The 17723-nt window shown below is 74.1% G+C and carries 11 protein-coding genes; 8 read left to right on the top strand and 3 right to left on the bottom strand.

From position 1 onward, the window contains the following. Positions 1-33: 33 nt before the first annotated feature. The gene (locus tag ACF0H8_RS02350; RefSeq protein WP_395287391.1) at positions 34-1503 is read right to left on the bottom strand and encodes a CCA tRNA nucleotidyltransferase; all 1470 of its coding nucleotides are present in this window, start codon (positions 1501-1503) and stop codon (positions 34-36) included. A 71-nt stretch (positions 1504-1574) separates the two neighbouring features. Here ACF0H8_RS02350 and ACF0H8_RS02345 point away from each other — a divergent pair, with 71 nt between their 5' ends. From ACF0H8_RS02345 to ACF0H8_RS02310, 8 genes are all read left to right on the top strand, one after another. After that, positions 1575-2099 (top strand): NUDIX hydrolase, encoded by a 525-nt coding sequence (locus ACF0H8_RS02345; RefSeq protein ID WP_395287390.1) that lies wholly within the window; start codon positions 1575-1577, stop codon positions 2097-2099. Continuing rightward, positions 2096-4309, top strand: coding sequence for a DUF6049 family protein (locus ACF0H8_RS02340; protein WP_395287389.1), 2214 nt, complete (start codon positions 2096-2098; stop codon positions 4307-4309). Before ACF0H8_RS02345 ends, ACF0H8_RS02340 begins: the two co-directional genes overlap by 4 nt. A 1-nt stretch (position 4310) precedes the next feature. Further along, positions 4311-8594, top strand: coding sequence for a murein biosynthesis integral membrane protein MurJ (gene murJ / locus ACF0H8_RS02335; RefSeq protein WP_395287388.1), 4284 nt, complete (start codon positions 4311-4313; stop codon positions 8592-8594). A 190-nt stretch (positions 8595-8784) separates the two neighbouring features. Further along, a complete protein-coding gene (gene trxB, locus ACF0H8_RS02330) occupies positions 8785-9765 on the top strand; it encodes a thioredoxin-disulfide reductase (protein ID WP_395287387.1) in 981 nt (326 codons plus the stop codon). Positions 9766-9803: 38 nt separating this feature from the next. Continuing rightward, positions 9804-10130 carry a thioredoxin gene (trxA, locus tag ACF0H8_RS02325; protein WP_395287386.1) on the top strand — a complete coding sequence of 109 codons (327 nt, stop codon included), beginning with the start codon at positions 9804-9806 and terminating at the stop codon, positions 10128-10130. 209 nt (positions 10131-10339) lie between these two features. Further along, complete coding sequence (locus ACF0H8_RS02320; RefSeq protein WP_395287385.1) at positions 10340-11701, top strand: PLP-dependent aminotransferase family protein; 1362 nt, start codon at positions 10340-10342, stop codon at positions 11699-11701. 11 nt (positions 11702-11712) lie between these two features. After that, on the top strand, positions 11713-12690 hold the full coding sequence (locus ACF0H8_RS02315; protein ID WP_395287384.1) for a D-alanine--D-alanine ligase: 978 nt from the start codon (positions 11713-11715) through the stop codon (positions 12688-12690). Beyond that, complete coding sequence (locus ACF0H8_RS02310; RefSeq protein ID WP_395287383.1) at positions 12687-13340, top strand: YitT family protein; 654 nt, start codon at positions 12687-12689, stop codon at positions 13338-13340. Before ACF0H8_RS02315 ends, ACF0H8_RS02310 begins: the two co-directional genes overlap by 4 nt. 218 nt (positions 13341-13558) lie before the next feature. Here ACF0H8_RS02310 and ACF0H8_RS02305 read toward each other — a convergent pair whose 3' ends face one another. Together ACF0H8_RS02305 and ACF0H8_RS02300 are read right to left on the bottom strand one after the other, a co-directional pair. Further along, positions 13559-14503, bottom strand: coding sequence for a ParB/RepB/Spo0J family partition protein (locus ACF0H8_RS02305; protein ID WP_395287382.1), 945 nt, complete (start codon positions 14501-14503; stop codon positions 13559-13561). Between the two features lie 548 nt (positions 14504-15051). Next, positions 15052-16062: a ParA family protein gene (locus ACF0H8_RS02300; RefSeq protein ID WP_395287381.1), complete on the bottom strand. Its 1011-nt coding sequence runs from the start codon at positions 16060-16062 to the stop codon at positions 15052-15054. Positions 16063-17723 lie beyond the last annotated feature (1661 nt).

The raw sequence follows: 17723 nt of genomic DNA, 5'->3' as shown, positions 1-17723 counted from the left end.
AAGATGTCGCGGAGAACTTGACGTCTCGCGCCTTCACGACCGCGCCGCCCACCAGGCGAGCAGCGCCTCCTTCGCGGCGTCCTCGCCGAGCGGGCCGCGCTCCATGCGCAGGTCGAGCAGGAACCGGTACGCCTCGCCGACCACGGGCCCGGCGGGGATGCCGAGGATCCGCATGATCTGCGTGCCGTCGAGGTCCGGGCGGATGGCCTTGAGCTCCTCCTGCTCGCGCAGGGCGGCGATGCGCTCCTCCAGGTCGTCGTAGGCGGCGGACAGGCGCATGGCCTTGCGCTGGTTGCGGGTGGTGCTGTCGGCCCGGGTCAGCCGGTGCAGCCGCTCCAGCAACGGGCCGGCATCGGTGACGTACCGGCGCACCGCGGAGTCGGTCCACGCGCCCTCGCCGTAGCCGTGGAACCGCAGGTGCATCTCGACCAGGCGGGTGACGTCCTTGATGGTCTGCTTGTCGAAGCGCAGCGCGGCCAGCCGCTTGCGGGTGAGCTTGGCGCCGACGATCTCGTGGTGGTGAAAGCTCACCCCGCCGCCGGGCTCGAAGCGGCGCGTGGCGGGCTTGCCGACGTCGTGCATGATCGCCGCCAGCCGCAGCACCAGGTCCGGGCCGGGCACGGGCCCGTCCGGCCCCGTCTCCAGGGCGATGGCCTGGTCCAGCACGGTCAGGGTGTGCTCGTAGACGTCCTTGTGCCGCCTGTGCTCGTCGACGGTCTGCTGCAGCTCGGCCAGCTCGGGCAGCACCACGTCCGCCACCCCCGTGTAGACCATGATCTCCAGCCCCCGCCGCGGGAAGCGGGAGACCATCAGCCGCTCGAGCTCGGCGCGGATGCGCTCCGGGGAGACGATCTCCAGCCGGCCGGCCATGTCCGCCATCGCCGTCATGACCTCGGGCACGACGTCGAAGCCGAGCTGGGCGGTGAACCGCGCGGCGCGCATGATGCGCAGCGGGTCGTCGTCGAAGGACTGCACCGCGCTCACCGGGGTGCGCAGCACGTGCTCGGCCAGGTCCCGTGCGCCGCCGTGCGGGTCGACGAGCTCGAGCGACGGCACCCGCACGGCCATGGCGTTGACGGTGAAGTCCCGGCGGGTCAGGTCCCCCTCGAGGGTGTCGCCGTAGCTGACCGCCGGCTTGCGGGAGCCCACCTCGTAGGCCTCGGTTCGGTACGTCGTCACCTCGACGACGACGTCACCCTTGCGCGCGCCGATGGTGCCGTACTCCTTGCCGATGTCCCAGCACGCGTCGCCCCACGCCCTCAGCAGCCGCTCGGTCTCCTCCGGGCGGGCCGACGTGGCGAAGTCGAGGTCGTGGGACACCTCACCGAGCATCGCGTCGCGCACCGGGCCGCCCACCAGCGCCAGCTCGTGGCCCGCGTCGGCGAAGACCCGGCCCACCTCCAGGACGGCCGGCGGCAGCGCCTCGAGCGCCCGCCGGGCGCGGCGCCGCAGGTCCAGGGTCTGGTCGGGTTCGGTGGCGGGCTGAGGGTCCGGGCTGAGCACCGACCAAGCCTGCCACGCCGCTCCGTGGCCGCCCACACGCCGGGGCCTGCGCACATCATTACAGTGGCCATATGCCCGCCGTATTCCCCGTGCCGCGCCCGCAGGTGCCGCGGCCACCCCGGAGCCGGCTGGTGAATGCACGCTCGAACGCCCTGCCGGTGGTGGACGAGACCTCCGCGGGCGGGCTCGTGGTCGACGTGGTCGAGGGGCGGGCGTTCACCGCCGTCATCGCCCGCCGCAACCGCGCCGGGCGCCTGGAGTGGTGCCTGCCCAAGGGCCACCTCGAGGGCGAGGAGACCCCCGAGGAGGCGGCGGTCCGCGAGATCGCCGAGGAGACCGGCATCGACGGGCGCATCCTCCGCCACCTCGCGACCATCGACTACTGGTTCGCCGGCACCGACCAGCGCGTGCACAAGGTGGTGCACCACTTCCTGCTCGAGGCCACCGGCGGCGAGCTCACCACGGAGAACGACCCCGACCACGAGGCCGAGGACGTCGCCTGGGTCGAGCTGACCGAGGTGGCCTCCCGCCTCGCGTACCCGAACGAGCGCCGGGTGGTCGCCACGGCGCGGGACGTGCTGGCCGGTCGCGCATGAGGCTCCGGCGGGCCTGGGCACGCCCTGCCGCGCTCCTTGCCGCCGCCGCGGCGACGCTGCTCGGCAGCGCCGTGCCGGCGGACGCGGCGACGGGCGGGGCGGGCGCCGCGACCGGCGCCGTGGCGGCCGGTGCCACCACGACCGCCGTGACCGCGTCCGAGCGGGGCTGGGCGCGCGACGCCGCCGGGGAGGACGGGGAGCTGGAGGTCGAGATCACCGACGTCGCCCCCGCCGTGCTCCGCCCGGGCGACACGCTCACGGTCAGCGGCACGCTCGCCAACAACACGGACGAGGACCTCGCCAAGCCCGACCTGGACCTGAGCATGCAGCGCGCCACCCCCATCTCCCGGTCCACGCTCCAGCGCTGGCTGGAGCCGGGCTCGGCGTTCTCGCTGACCCGGCTCGCCGGCGAGGAGCTGCCCGAGGACCTGGCCGCCGGCGCCCGGGCGACCTTCAGCCTCGAGGTGCCCGCCGAGGAGCTGCCCTTCGGGGACGCCTCCGCCTGGGGGCCGCGCGGCATCGAGGTGCGCGCGGGTGACGGCGACGTCGACGCCGCGGCCCGCTCGTTCGTGCTCTGGTACCCCGACGCCGACGTCGAGCGCACCCCGGTCGGCGTGCTCGCCCCCGTGGCGCCCACCGCCGAGGAACGCACCGCCGCCGGCCCCGGCGGGGACGTCACCGAGGCCGCCGCCGACCGGCTCCTGCCGCTGCTCGAGGCACTGGACCAGCCCGGCGTGACCGCGGCCGTCGACGGCATGCTGCTCGACCCGGCCACCACGGACGCCGAGCCGGCGGGGGAGGCGGCCACGGCGGACCCCGGGGCCCCCGAGCCGCCGGCCGACGGCGCCGTCGCGGAGGAGGCCCCCGGCCCGGGGACCCGGGTGCGCGACGCGGTCACCGCCCTGGCGGAGGCGGACCAGCGCGAGGTGGTGGCCCTGCCCTGGGCGGACGCCGACGTCGCCGCCCTCGCGCACGCCGGCCGGGCCGACCTGCTCGCCGACGCCCGGGCCCGCACGCAGCAGGCAGTCACCGCCGCCGGTCTTCAGGCCCGCACCGACATCGCGTGGCCGGCGGGCGCCGTGCCGGACCAGCAGACCGTCGAACTGGCCGCCGCGACCGGCGCCGCGGCCGTCGTCCTGCCCGGCTCGGCGATGACCCCGGAGCGCGACCTGACCTACACCCCCGCCGGCCGCGCCGACGTTCCCCTCGAGAACGGCTCGACCCTGCCGACGGTGCTCGTGGACCAGCGCGTCTCCGCCGTGCTCACCGGCCGGCTGCTGCCGCGCGTCGACGCCGCCGGCGAGGAGACCGTCGAGCTCGCCCCTGTCACCGCCCGCCAGCTGCTGCTCGCCGAGACCGCCGTCGTCGCCCGCGAGCGGCCGAGCGACCCGCGCGCCCTCGTCCTGGCGCTGCCGCGGGACTTCGACGGCGACGCGGCCGCGCTCGGGGAGACCCTCGCCGCACTGGCCGCGGCGCCGTGGGTGGAGCCCACCACCGTCAGCGAGCTCGGCACCATGGACTCCTCGGCCCTGGCCCGCAGGGCATTGCCCGAGCAGGACACCTTCAGCAGCGAGGTCAGCGCCGCCGTGCTGGCCGGCGCCGGGGAGGTCCTCGAGCGCGTGCGGGACTTCGCCACGATCACGGCCGACCCGGAGGCCCTGGTCGTGCCGTACGCCGCCGCCGTGGCCCCCGTCGTCTCCGCCGCGTGGCGGGCCGACCCCGACGGCCGGTCGGCGTACCTGGCCCGGGTGGCGCGGGACGCGGAGGCCCTCGACAGCCGGGTCGAGGCCCTGCCGTCCTCGACGGTCAACCTCATCAACTCCTCCGCCCACATCCCGATCCACGTCCGCAACGACCTCGACGTCGACGTCCGGGTGCAGGTCGCGCTCGAGCCGACCGACCCGCGGCTGCAGGCCCGGGAGACGGTCCCGCTGAGCGTCCCCGCGAACTCCGAGGCGACGGCGCAGGTCCCGGTGCGGGCGGTGGGCAGCGGCGACGTGCCGGTCGACGTCCTGCTGCTCGCTCCCGGGGGTGGCTCCGTGGGCACCTCCACCACGCTCCAGGTCCGCGTGCGGGCCGACTGGGAGAACGTCGGCACCGCGGTGGTGGCCGGGGTGCTGGCCGTGCTGCTCGTCGTCGGCATCGCGCGCACCGCCCGGCGCGGGCCCCGCATGGACCCCAACGCCCCGCTGCCGGACCCGGAGGCCTGACATGAGCGCCAAGTCCGTCGCCGGCTCCTCGGCGGTCATGTTCGCCGGCACGCTGGTCTCCCGCCTGCTCGGCGTGGTGCGCAGCCCCCTGCTGCTGGGCGCCGCCATCGGCGTCAACTACGGCGCGGCCAACGCGTTCGCCGTGTCGAACAAGCTGCCCAACATCATCTACATGCTCATCGCGGGCGGCGTGCTCAACGCCGTCCTGGTCCCCCAGCTGGTGCGCGCCATGCGCCAGCACGACGACGGCGGGCAGGCCTACGTCAACCGGATGCTCACCCTGGCGATCGTCGGGCTGGGCGGGCTGACCGCCCTGCTGACCGCCGGGTCGGGCGTGCTGGTGACGCTGTTCGCGGGCAGCCTGCCCGACCAGTGGTACGACCTTGCCGTCACGTTCGGCTACTGGTGCATCCCGCAGGTGTTCTTCTACGGCATGTACACGGTGCTCGGGCAGATCCTCAACGCCCGCGGCATCTTCGGCCCGTACATGTGGGCGCCCGCGCTGAACAACGTCGTGGCGATCGGCGGGCTGGCCCTCTATCTCGCCGTCTACGGCGGTGTGAACGCCGCCGACGCCGCCGACGCCGGGGTGTGGACGGCGAACCGGGTGGCCCTGCTGGCCGGCACCGCCTCCCTGGGGGTGGCGGCCCAGGCGGCGGTGCTCATCGTGCCGCTGCGCCGCTCGGGGTTCCGCTACCGCCCCGACTTCCGGCTGCGCGGCTCCGGCCTGGGCCGGGCCAGCAAGATGGCCATGTGGGTCTTCGCCGCCGTCGCGACGGGGCAGATCAGCACGGTGATGATCTCCCAGGCGGCCGCCCGCGCCTCCCGCCTGGGCGGCGGGGCGCTGGACGTGCCCGGCAACGCGGCCTACGACTACGCCTACCTCGTCTACTCGCTGCCGACATCCCTCGTCGTGGTCTCCATCGTCACCGCCCTGTTCACCCGCATGGCCGGCAACGCCGCCACGGGGGACCTGCCCGCGGTGCGCGCGGACCTGTCCGCCGGCCTGCGCACCGTCGGCGTGTTCACGGTCTTCGCCTCGGGCGCGCTGATGGTCCTCGCGCTGCCGGTGGTCCGGGTCATCACCGCCACCGTCTCGTACACCGAGGCCCGGTCCATCGCCCGCGTCCTCGTCGCGATGCTCGTCGGACTGGTGGGGGTCGGGGCGTTCACCGTGGTCCAGCGCGTGTACTACGCCTTCGAGGACGCCCGCGGGCTGTTCCTGCTCCAGGTGCCCATGATCGCCGTGGTCACGGCGGGCGCCGCCGCGTCCATGCTGCTGCCGCCGGAGTGGACGGTCGTGGGCGTCGGCGCGGCCATGGCCGTGTCCAACGTGGTCGGCGCCACCCTGACGTACCTGGGTCTGCGCCGGCACCTCACGACGCTGGACGGCTCGCGCGTGCTGCGCACCCACCTGCGCCTCGGTCTCGCGGCGCTGCCCGCCACCCTCGCGGGCTGGGGCCTGCTGCACCTGCTCGGCACCGACGCCGAGGAGCTGGGCGTGGTGGGGGCGCTGTGGCGCACCGCCGTCGTCGGGACCGTGATGCTCGCCGTGTACGTGGCGCTGCTGCGCGCGCTGCACGTCTCGGAGCTGGCCACCATCCAGCGCCCGCTGGGCCGGATGGCCGCGAAGCTGGGCCGCCGGGTGCCCGGCCCGCCCGGCCGGCTGCTCGTGCGGCTCGGCACGGCCCTGGCGGGCGGCGCCGGTGCGGTGGGCGCGGTGGTGGGCCGTCCGGACGACGACGGCGACGGCGGCCGCGGCGGGCCCGACGGCGGACCCGGGTCCGGACCGGGCGGCGGCCCGGGCGCCCCGGGGCCGGAACCGGGGCCAGGCCCAGGACCGGGTGGCCCTGGCGCGGGTCCCGGGGGCGCGACCAGCCCGGGCGGCGCGGACGACGCGCTGTCGGTGCCGGACGTCGCGCCGCCACCGCCCCCGCCGGTGGGCGTGGGAGGCGCGGGCCCGGAGGAGCCCGTGCATAGACTCGGCCCCATTCAGCGCGGCGGAGCGGCCGGTGGACCCGTCGGGGGGAGCGACGTGCAGCACGCGGACAGGGACCTGTTGCTCGGCGGACGCTACGAGCTCCTCGACCCGCCGGTGTCCGCGCGCGCCGACGCCCGCGAGTGGCGGGCGCACGACACCATCCTCGCCCGGGACGTCCACGTCCTCGTCCTGCCGCCCGGCACCGCCCGCAACGCCGAGGTGCTCGACGCCGCCCGGCGCGCGGCCCTTGTCGACGACCACCGGCTGCTGCGCGTGCTGGACGTGGAGGAGGACGAGCGCGCCTTCGTCGTCACCGAACCCGTGCGCGGCGAGGACCTCGGCACCCTGAGCCGGCGCGGCCCCATCCCCGCGGACCAGGCCCGCGCCATCATCGGCGAGGCCGCCAGCGCGCTCGAGGTGGCCCGCCGGCACGGGGTGCGCCACCTGCGGCTCGGCCCGGGCAACCTGCGTGTGACCGACGAGGGCCAGGTGCTCGTCACCGGGCTGGCCACCGAGGCGGCGCTGCTGGGCCCGCGCGAGGACGACGAGTCGCCCCTCGCGGCCACCCGGCGGGACACCGTCGACCTCGTCCGCCTGCTCTACCTCGCCCTGACGGGCGGGCTGCCGGACGAGACCGACCCGGCGGCGCCCGGCACCCTGCGCCCCGACGTCCCGGCGGACCTGGACGCGTTGTGCGTGCGGACCCTCGACGTCGGAGCCGGCCCGCGCAGCACCGGCGAGCTGATCCGCGACCTCGCGCCGTGGCCCGACATCGACCCCACGCGACTACCCGGGCCGAGCGCGGCCCCCGCCCCACCGGAGGAGGTGGTCGACGGCGACGCCGGCGCGGTCCTCGCGGGCACCGAGCTCACCGCCGAGGCCGTGGCGGCGGGTTCGGCCGCGGGCGCCGCGGCGGTTCCCGCTCTGGCCACCGGCGCCGCCCCCAGCACCGCGCCGGCCTGGGTCCGCCTGCACCCCACCGACGCCGCCCCCGCCCGCACGTCCGTCCCGGTCCCGCCCGTGCCGCCGGAGCGGCGCGACACGCCGGCGGCGCCCGCGCCAGCAGAGCCGGCGCCGCAAGAGACCGGGCCGGAAGAGGCAGCGGAAACGGCCGTCACGCCCCCGCCGCCGCCTCCGCCGCCGCCTCCGCCGCCGCCTCCGCCTCCGCCTCCGCCGCCCGGCCCGCGCACGGGTGGTGCCGCGACGGACGCGGCCGCCGCCGCTCCGCCCGTCGTCCCGCCCCCGCACTGGGCGCCGCACCGTCCCCAGACCGCACGCCCACCGGAGTTCACCGCCATCTTGCACGCCGACGACACCACCGAGGCCGCCGCGCCCGAGCAGTCCGCCCGCCACGAGCGGCTGGCCGGCCGGCTCACGGGGCTGGCCTCTGCCGCCGGGGCCGCCGCCCGGACCGCCACGGAGTCCACCAAGGCCGCCGCCGGCTCGGCGAAGGCGGGCCTGGGCACGGCGAGGTCCGGCCTGGGTTCCGCGCTGAGCGCCGGCAAGGGCGGCCTCGGCTCCGCCGTCGCCGCCGGGAGGGAACGCCTCGCCGGGAGGCTGGAGGAGCGGCGCCGAGGACGGGAGCGCGCCGAGGACGGGAGCCTGCTGACGGGCGAGCGCCGGGAGGACGAGCTCGACGGTCCCGAGGTGCCCTTCACCGAGCGGCGGATCGACCCCACGCCCGTCGTGCTCGCCGTCGTCGGCGTGCTCGTCGTCGTGCTGCTGGTGCTCTCGATGCTCACCCTGTTCAGGCCGCCGGAGCCGGTCTCCCTGCCGCCGGCCAACACCCCGGACGCCCCGGCCACCACGGCCGAGCCGAGCCCGGCCGCCAGCGCCGCACCCGGCCCGACCGCGGGGGCCACCATCGCGGCGCCGGTGGCCCCGGCCGTGGCGGGCCTCGCCCCCGTGGACCCGCAGGGCGACGGCGCGGAGAACCCCGACCTGACCCCGCTCGCGCTCGACGGCGACCCGTCCACGTTCTGGCGTTCCCGCAGCTACGTGAACCCCGAGTACGGCATGAAGGACGGCATCGGGCTGGCCGTGCAGCTGCAGCAGCCGGCCGCCGTGAGCCGCGTCGAGATCGAACTGCTGGGCGGCGGCGGCCTGGTGGAGGTCCGAGCCACCGACGCCGCCAACCCGACCCAGGGCGAGGTGCTCGCCCAGGGCGAGATGGGCCCCGGCACGGTCCTCACCTTCGCCGAGCCGGTGGAGACGGACAGCCTGGTGCTGTGGTTCCCGCGGCTGCCGGTCGCCGGCTCGGACGGGAAGAACCGCATCGAGATCGCCGAGCTGCGCCTCGGCTGACCGTGCTGTCACTCGGTGGGCCCTGCCAGGCACGCGACAGCCGCCGGGTGGCCGGGTGGCGAGACCCACGCCCCCCGGCCCAGGGCGGGGGAACAACGGGCCCGTACCATCTGTTATGGGCGGAAGAACCAACCCGGCGGGGCGACCGCTCCCGGCATCCCCGCACCGCTACCTACCAGCGAGGACACGCATGACGCAGGAGACCACCGGTACCGAGGTCCGGGACGTGATCATCGTCGGGTCCGGCCCGGCCGGCTACACCGCGGCGATCTACGCGGCCCGGGCGAACCTGCGCCCGCTGGTCTTCGCCGGCGCGATCACCGCCGGCGGCGCGCTGATGAACACCACCGAGGTGGAGAACTTCCCGGGCTTCCCCGAGGGCATCCTCGGCCCCGAACTCATGGAGAACATGCAGAAGCAGGCCGAGCGCTTCGGCGCCGAGGTCCGCTACGAGGACGTCACCAGCGTGGACCTGACCGGCCCGGTCAAGACCGTCACCACCGACGACGACGAGACCTATCCCGCGCGGGCCGTGATCCTGGCCAACGGGTCGGCCTACAAGAAGATCGGCCTGGGCGACGAGGAGCGGCTGTCCGGGCGCGGGGTGTCCTGGTGCGCGACCTGCGACGGGTTCTTCTTCAGGGGCCAGCACATCGTCGTCGTCGGCGGCGGGGACTCGGCCATGGAGGAGGCGACCTTCCTGACCCGCTTCGCGGAGAAGGTCACCGTGGTCCACCGCCGCGACGCCCTGCGCGCGTCGAAGATCATGGCCGACCGGGCGATGGCGAACGAGAAGATCGAGTTCGCCTGGAACAGCGAGGTCGCGGCCATCAACGGCGCCGACAAGGTCACCTCCGTCACCCTGCGCGACACCCTCACCGGTGCGACGCGCGAGCTGGACGCCACCGGGGTGTTCGTGGCCATCGGGCACGAGCCGCGCACGGACATCCTGCGCGGGCAGGTCAACCTCGACGACGCCGGGTACATCAAGGTCGCCGCGCCCACCACGGCCACCAACATCCCGGGCGTCTTCGCCGCCGGCGACGCGGTGGACCACACCTACCGCCAGGCCATCACCGCCGCCGGCACCGGCTGCTCCGCCGCCCTGGACGCCGAGCGCTACCTCGCCGCCCTCGACGAGGCGGCCACCACGCAGCCCGCCCTCGTCTGAGGCCCGAGACGCCCCGCCCGCACACGCAAGGAGATCCCATGAGCAACGTCCCCGCCGTCACCGACGCCACCTTCGACGCCGAGGTGCTGGACTCAGATGTCCCGGTCCTGGTCGACTTCTGGGCCGAGTGGTGCGCCCCGTGCCGCCAGATGGCCCCTATCGTCGACGAGATCGCGGCCGCGCACGACGGGCAGATGAAGTTCGTGAAGATGGACACCGACACCAACCCCGACACCGCGCGGAAGTACGGCATCGTCTCCATCCCGACGTTCAACGTGTACAAGAACGGCGAGCTGGTGAAGTCCGTCGTCGGTGGCCGGCCCAAGAAGGCCTTCGTGGCCGAGCTCGCCGAGTTCCTCGACTGACGCCGGGGCCCCCTGGGGCCCGCGCCCAGCGGCCGTCCCTCGCGGGGGCGGCCGCTCGGCCGTTTCCCGGCCCGGGGGCCGGACCGCGACACCAGCCGTCTCCCACCGTGACGGCGTCCCCGCGGGCCGCTCCGGCAGTGGCAGACTGCATGGACGGCCCGCGGCACGCGCGGGCCGGCACGTCGACCGAAAACTCGAGGAGATCCACGATGAGCACTCCGGGTGCGCACACAGGCCAGGGCGAGCACAGCGGGCACGACGCCGCCGCTGCTGCCGCCCGCGCCGGCACCCGGCTCGACCCCTGGTTCTCCAGCTACGCCGAGCGCGCCCACGGCATGCGCGCCTCGGAGGTCCGGTCCCTGTTCGCCGTCGCCAACCGCCCCGAGGTCGTCTCGCTCGCCGGCGGCATGCCCAACATCGACGGCCTCCCGCTCGACCACCTCGCCGAGATGACCGCCAAGCTGCTGCGCGAGCGCGGCACGAAGGCCCTGCAGTACGGCGGCGGCCAGGGCGAGGAGGAGCTGCGCGAACAGATCGTCGAGGTCATGCGCTACGACCACGTCGCGGCGCACCCCGACGACGTCGTCGTCACCACCGGCTCGCAGCAGGCGCTGGACCTGGTCACCGAGATCTTCGTCAACCCCGGGGACGTGATCGTCGCCGAGGCCCCCAGCTACGTCGGCGCCCTCGGCGTCTTCCGCGCCTACCAGGCCGACGTGGTGCACGTGCCCATGGACGACGACGGCCTGGTGCCCGAGGAGCTCGACCGCACGCTCACCGAGCTCGAGCGGGCCGGGCGCACGGTGAAGTTCCTGTACACGGTGCCGAACTTCCACAACCCGGCCGGGGTGAGCCTGTCCCTGGAGCGGCGCCCGCGGGTGGTGGAGGTCTGCCGGCGCCACCACGTGCTGATCCTCGAGGACAACCCTTACGGCCTGCTCGGTTTCGACGGCGACCCGATGCCGTCACTGAAGAGCTACGACCCCGACGGCGTCGTCTACCTCGGCTCCTTCTCCAAGACCTTCGCGCCCGGCTACCGCATCGGGTGGGCCGCGGCCCCGCACGCCGTCCGGGAGAAACTGGTGCTCGCCAGCGAGTCGGCGATCCTCTCGCCATCGAACATGGGTCAGCTGTCCATCGCCACCTACCTGAGCAGCTACGACTGGTACGGGCAGGTCAAGGAGTACCGGCAGATGTACCGGGAGCGGCGCGACGCGATGCTCGCCGCCCTGGCGGAGTTCCTGCCCGAGTCGCGGTGGACCGTGCCCGACGGCGGCTTCTACACCTGGGTGACCCTCCCCCACGGGCTGGACGCCCAGGCCATGCTGCCCCGCGCGGTGACCAATCTCGTCGCCTACGTCTCGGGCACCGCCTTCTACGCGGACGGCCAGGGCCGCGGCCACATGCGCCTGTCGTTCTGCTACCCGACGCCGGAGCGCATCCGCGAGGGTGTGCGACGCCTGTCCGCGGTGGTACGCGCCGAGGCCGAGCTCGTCGACATGTTCGGGACCTCCCACCACGCCCGCCCGGGCGAGCGGACGGTGGACATCCCGTCTCCGGACCAGGTCTGAGGAGGAGCGTCATGACGGAAGCGACGACGGAGGGCGCCGGGCACCACGCGGACGGGCCGCTGACGGTGGCCATCCTCGCGGGCGGGCTCTCGCACGAGCGCGACGTCTCCATCCGCTCGGGACGGCGCGTCGCGGCGGCCCTGCGGGACAAGGGTGTGCGGGTGCAGGTGCTCGACGTGGACGCCAACCTGCTGCCCGCGCTGAGCGAGCTGCGGCCCGACGTCGTCTGGCCCCTCGTGCACGGCTCCACCGGCGAGGACGGCTCGCTGCAGGACCTGCTGGGCCTGCTCGACCTGCCCTACGTGGGCACCCTGGCCGCCGGCTGCCGGCTCGCCTCACGCAAGCCCGTGGCGAAGTCCGTGCTGCGCGCCGCCGGGCTGCCCACCCCGGACTACGTCGCGCTGCCGCAGTCGCTGTTCCGGGAGGTCGGCGCCCAGTCCGTGCTCGCGGCCGTGGAGGCCCGCCTGGAGCTGCCGCTCGTGGTCAAGCCCGGCTCGGGCGGCTCCGCGCTGGGCGTGACGGTGGTGACGCACCGCGAGGAGCTGCCGGAGGCGATGGTGTCCTGCTTCGCCTACGACGACGAGGCGCTCGTCGAGCGGGCCGTGACGGGCACCGAGGTCGCCGTCTCCGTCGTCGACCTGGGGGACGGCCCCCGCGCCCTGCCGGCGGTCGAGATCGTCACCGACGGCCCCTACGACTACGACGCGCGGTACAACGCCGGCCGCAGCGAGTACTTCGTCCCGGCCCGGCTCGACGAGGAGCAGACCCGCACGGTCGGCGACCTCGCCGTCGCGGTGCACCGCACCCTGGGCCTGCGGCACCTGTCCCGCACGGACATGATCCTCGACGACGACGGCACGGCCTGGTTCCTGGACGTCAACGTCGCGCCCGGCATGACCGAGACCTCCCTCTTCCCGCAGGCCGCGCAGGCGGACGTGGGCAGCATCGAGGACCTCTACCTCGCGATCGTGCGCGCCGCCGCCAGATGAGGCCCGACGTCGTCGGCCGCGCGGACGCCCGCGGAGGCCTGCGCGGCTGGCTGGTGCCCGCGGACCGGCCCGCGCGCCGCTTCGCCCAGCTGCTCGCCGGGCTGGCCGTCCAGGGGCTCGGCACCGCCCTGATGGTGCACGCGGCGGTCGGCAACATGCCCTGGGACGTCCTGCACGAGGGGCTCGCCGAGGCGACGGGCGTGCTGAGCCTCGGCGGCTGGATGATGGTCCTGGGGGTTCTCGTGCTGCTGGCGTGGATCCCGCTGCGCGAGCGGCCCGGCGTCGGGACCGTGGTCAACGCGCTCACCGCCGGCGTCTGGGCCGACCTGTTCCTCACCCTGGTGAGCGGCACGGACGAGCTCTGGGTCCGCGCCGCCATGGGCGCCGCCGGCATCCTCGCGCACGCCCTCGGGACCGCCGTCTACCTCGGCGCCGGGCTGGGCTCCGGCCCGCGAGACGGGCTGATGACCGGCATCGTGGCCCGCACGGGCGCGCCGGTGGCGCTGGTGCGCACGCTCATCGAGGTCTTCGTGGTGCTCTGCGGGTGGGTGTTCGGCGGAACGCTCGGCGCCATCACGGTGGTGTACGCCCTGTGCGCGGGGCCGATCATGCATCTCGCGCTGCCGTACACCCGGGTCACGCGCGGGTAGACCCCGACGACGCTCGGGCCCCCATCGTGGCGCCGCCGTGACTGCTCCCGGCCGTGAGACCGGGCCCTCCCCCGCCGCCGGACGCCGCCGGCGCGGTTCGCCGGCGCGCCAGGCCCGGCTCTTCCGGTCGCACGGGCGTCAGGAACGGCAGGCGTCCCAACGGCAGCTCCCAGCTGGAGGCCCAGCGCCTCGTCGCCGTCCCTGCGAATCGCCCTCTCTCAGGCGTCCGCGGCTACGTGCGGCTCGCCGGGAGCCAGCACATCCAGGATCCGGTTGAGGTCGTCGACGCTGGCGAACTCGATCGCGATGCGGCCCTTGCGCTGCCCCAGGTTCACCTTCACCCGGGTGTCCAGCCGGTCCGCGAGCCGGGTCGCCAGCTGGTTCAGAGCCTCTGTGTGCGACCCCGTGCGCGGCCGGCGGCGCATCTCCGGGGCGACCGGCTCGTCCCCGAGCGCCACGATCTCCTCCGTGGCGCGCACGCTGAGCCCCTCGGCCACGATCTTCTGCGCCAGGCGCTCCATCGCCGCGGCGTCGGAGAGCCCGAGCAGCGCCCGCGCGTGCCCGGCCGAGAGCACTCCCGCCGCCACCCGGCGCTGGACGAGCGGCGGGAGCTTGAGCAGGCGGAGGGTGTTCGAGATCTGGGGCCGTGACCGGGCGATCCGGGTGGCGAGCTCGTCGTGGGTGCAGCCGAAGTCCTCCAGCAGCTGCTGGTACGCCGCCGCCTCCTCCAGCGGGTTCAGGTCCGCACGGTGCAGGTTCTCCAGCAGCGCGTCGCGCAGCAGGTCGCCGTCACTGGTGTCGCGGATGATCGCGGGCACGGTGTCGTTGCCGGCCTGCTCGGAGGCGCGCCAGCGGCGCTCGCCCATGATGAGCTCGTAGCGGGCCTCCGGCGCCTCCGCCAGGGGCGACGCGAGCGGGCGCACGACCACCGGCTGCAGCACGCCGACCTCGCGGATGGAGGCCGCCAGCTCGTCGAGGTCCTCCTCGTCGAACACCTGCCGCGGCTGCCGGGTGTTCGGCACGATCTGGTTGAGCGGCAGCTCAGCGAACGAGGCTCCCGGCACGGGCACCAGGCCGTCGGTGTCGGGGTCCTCCTCGCGCCGGGCCTCCTCGGCCGCGGCCGCCGGCGTGTCCTCGTCGACCGGATTCCCGGCTGTGGCCACCGGCTGCGACGGTGCCTCGACGGGCGCGTCCTTCCCCCGCTCCTGCGGGGCCGACGGTGCCGGCGCCGGGGCTGCGGCCGCGGGCGGGTCCGCTGGCTCCGCCAAGGCGGAAGGGGCGACCGCCTGCGCCTCACGGCGGTCCGCCTGAGGGTCAGCGGGCGCGGGGCTCGGCTCCGGTTGCTGGGTGACGTTACCGTCCGGAACTTTGGACGCCTCCGCGTCGGTCTTCGGAGGCATTGCGTCCGTTTTACCGGCCATTTTGCCGTTGCCCTGTGCGGCCTTCGCGTTCCCAGTCTTGCGGTTCTTCGCGGCGCTCGCTGACCTGGACTTCGCGGCCTTGCTGGGCTGCATCAGCGCGTTCGCCGCGGCCCGAGCCGGGCTGGGTGCCGGGGCGCCACCGTCCGTGCCGGCCTCGTCGCCGGAGGAGGCCGTCACCGACGAGGGCTGGAAGAACATGTCGGCGGGCCGTGAGACGGCCGCGGACTGCGCCGGACCGCTCGGGATCAAGGCGCCTATGCCGCGCCCGAGACCGCGCCGCTTCTCGCTCATCAGTTCTCCTCCTCGGCCGCAGCCGCGCTGGTCACGTCGTTCAACTTGTCGGCACGCTCCGCGATCTCCTGAGCCGCTTCCATGTAGGCGAGAGCGCCTGACGAGCCGGCGTCGTAGGTGAGGACGGTCTGCCCGTAGCTGGGCGCCTCGGAGATACGCACGGACCGGGGGATGGTGGCCGCCAGCGTCTGGTCGGGGAAGTGCTCGCGGACCTCGTCCGCCACCTCCCGCGCGAGGTTGGTGCGCCGGTCGAACATGGTCAGGAGAATCGTCGACACATGTAGGTCGGGGTTGAGGTGGCCCCGGATCAGTTCGATGTTGTTGAGGAGCTGGCTCAGGCCCTCGAGCGCGTAGTACTCGCACTGGATGGGGATCATCACCTCGCGCGCAGCCACAAACGCGTTGATGGTGAGCAGCCCGAGGCTCGGGGGGCAGTCGATCAGGACGTAGTCGATGCGAGGCAGGCCCTGGTCGGCTCGCCAGCTGAGGTAGGCGTCCAGCGCGTTGTGGAGGCGGTTCTCCCGGGCGACCATGGAAACGAGTTCGATCTCGGCGCCCGAGAGGTCGATCGTGGCCGGCACGACGAGGAGCCCTGCGACGGCCTCGCATCCCTGGACGACCTCCTGTATCGGTGTGCCGTTGATGACGACGTCGTAGGTCGACGGGACGCCGGCGTGGTGATCGATCCCAAGGGCGGTCGAGGCGTTCCCCTGAGGATCGTTGTCGATCACCAGCACGTTGAGGCCACCCTGGGCGAGGGCCGCCGCGACGTTCACGGTGGTCGTGGTCTTGCCCACGCCGCCCTTCTGGTTGGCGATGGTGAACACGCGCGTGGAGACAGGCTTGGCGAAGCGAGCGCCTTGCAATCTGATGCGACGGCGCGCGTCTTCCGCCAACTGGGCGGCGAGCGGCGTGGTGTCGTCCGCCTCCGGGACGCTCCTCAGGAGAGCGGCCCGCCGCTTGTCCTCGCTGGTCGGGGTGCCGTTACTGGAAGCCGTGCGATCCGACATGCCATTCTCGTCCTGCGGAGGCACGGCATCCCCTTCGTTCGATGTGCTGGACCTGGGCCAATCGTAATCGCCGCCCGCGCAGGGCCCGGCAGCGCCATGGGCGAGTCGTGTTTCACGTGAAACGGCGGGTGCTGATGTGTGCTGAAGGCGGCCCCCGAAAGGCGGCACCGCCGTACCGACCGTGCGCGCAGGTTTGTGCCGGAGTTTCGCCAGGCAGATGGTGCATCGACGCCCTTATCCCGGCACCCACGCGGTCGGGGGAAGTCCCTGGATGCAGGACGTTCCACGTGAAACGACATCCCAGATTGCGCCCCCGACGCACTCCGGGCTGGTACGGAGTGCGACTTCTCCAGGCGAGCGGGGAAGGGCGCGCCAGCGCGCGGGCACCATGCCCGCGCACCACCCGCGCTTGCTGATAGCGAGAGCTCGGCCCGCCAGTGGGCGCAGCCGGACGTGCGGCCCCGCTTGGCTTCGTTCCACGTGAAACAAGAGCGGTGGCCCCAATCCCGGCCCACGACGACCCAGCTGTCGTCGGCGCGCCGCACCGTGCCGGGGCGCGCAATCATCAGCCCACACCTGCCCGTCTGGACCAGGAGTCTTTGCCCGGCCCGGGCAGTTCACACGATGCACATCGAGGCCCGTCCAATGCTGAACACAGACCCCTGCATGCCGCCACCCCCGGCCCACACCGCATTCTCTGCCACCACCTATGCGCGCTGGACGGCACGGGACTTCCACGCGCCACGCCTGCTCGACCCGTAACAGCGAAGAAGGCGCCGAAGTTTCACGTGAAACGGGCCCTCCCCAGGTGCGCGCGCGACGGCCCAGCCGTCGGGGACCGCTATGGCGCAACTGACCGCGTACGGACGGCGCTCCTTCTGCATTCGTGCAGCAACTTTTGGCTGCGATACGGCGCGCGATACGGGCGGAGCCCGAGTTGGCTTCGCGGCTGGGGTGGCGGGACGGACCCTCGAACTGGTCTGGCTCAGCTCCCGTGACCAGGGTGCCCGGCTGGAGCGCCCCTCGTTCCACGTGAAACGAAGGGGCTAGCACGGGGCGCGGCCAGCGGGCCACGCGAAGCGTCGGCGATGCCGAGTCAGCTCGTGAATGATCGGCCCGTGGCGCGGGCAGCCAGCGGTCCAGCGTGCGCCGGTTTCACGTGGAACCTGCCGCGGGCGGCTCTCTGAACCAGATCAGGAACCCAGCGGGGGCCGTGGCACGAAAGATCGCGGGGAAGAACGGTTCGGGCGGGTGAACGGGCGAGGCGACGGCCGCTCGGTCCACCTCGCCGGGGCCGCCGCTGGGGAGTCCGTGCCAGGTGCACCGGCGCCGCGATTCGTTTCACGTGGAACAACGGCCGCGGGTGATCATGTCGGTTAATCCGGCCTTTGGGTGCGTCACACGGCTCGGTGGGAGACGGGCTGGGCACACCTCCTGCGCGCTGCTCTCGCCCGGCACGGCGGCACGTGTGCCCCTCTCACGACGGCGGGATGGCGGTCATGGCCGCGAAAGTATGGTCGTCCAGCGCTCCTATCAATGACGGTATTGTGTCGCGCAACTGGTCCCCGGCCGGTTTCACGTGAAACACACGGGTATTGCGTCCGGAGCTGGGAACGCCTTACGATGCTGACGAAGTTTCGCCCATGAACACCACTGATCAC

Source organism: Georgenia sp. AZ-5 (genome assembly GCF_043952095.1).
Taxonomy (GTDB): domain Bacteria; phylum Actinomycetota; class Actinomycetes; order Actinomycetales; family Actinomycetaceae; genus Georgenia.
This window is presented reverse-complemented; position numbering and strand designations above follow the sequence as displayed.

Excerpts from the sequence above, each read along its gene's own strand:
- ACF0H8_RS02345 (WP_395287390.1), top strand. The coding sequence starts at position 1,575 with ATGCCCGCCGTATTCCCCGTGCCGCGCCCGCAGGTGCCGCGGCCACCC.
- ACF0H8_RS02315 (WP_395287384.1), top strand. The coding sequence starts at position 11,713 with ATGACGGAAGCGACGACGGAGGGCGCCGGGCACCACGCGGACGGGCCG.
- ACF0H8_RS02300 (WP_395287381.1), bottom strand. The coding sequence starts at position 16,062 with ATGTCGGATCGCACGGCTTCCAGTAACGGCACCCCGACCAGCGAGGAC.
- ACF0H8_RS02340 (WP_395287389.1), top strand. The coding sequence starts at position 2,096 with ATGAGGCTCCGGCGGGCCTGGGCACGCCCTGCCGCGCTCCTTGCCGCC.
- trxB (WP_395287387.1), top strand. The coding sequence starts at position 8,785 with ATGACGCAGGAGACCACCGGTACCGAGGTCCGGGACGTGATCATCGTC.
- ACF0H8_RS02320 (WP_395287385.1), top strand. The coding sequence starts at position 10,340 with ATGAGCACTCCGGGTGCGCACACAGGCCAGGGCGAGCACAGCGGGCAC.
- murJ (WP_395287388.1), top strand. The coding sequence starts at position 4,311 with ATGAGCGCCAAGTCCGTCGCCGGCTCCTCGGCGGTCATGTTCGCCGGC.
- trxA (WP_395287386.1), top strand. The coding sequence starts at position 9,804 with ATGAGCAACGTCCCCGCCGTCACCGACGCCACCTTCGACGCCGAGGTG.
- ACF0H8_RS02310 (WP_395287383.1), top strand. The coding sequence starts at position 12,687 with ATGAGGCCCGACGTCGTCGGCCGCGCGGACGCCCGCGGAGGCCTGCGC.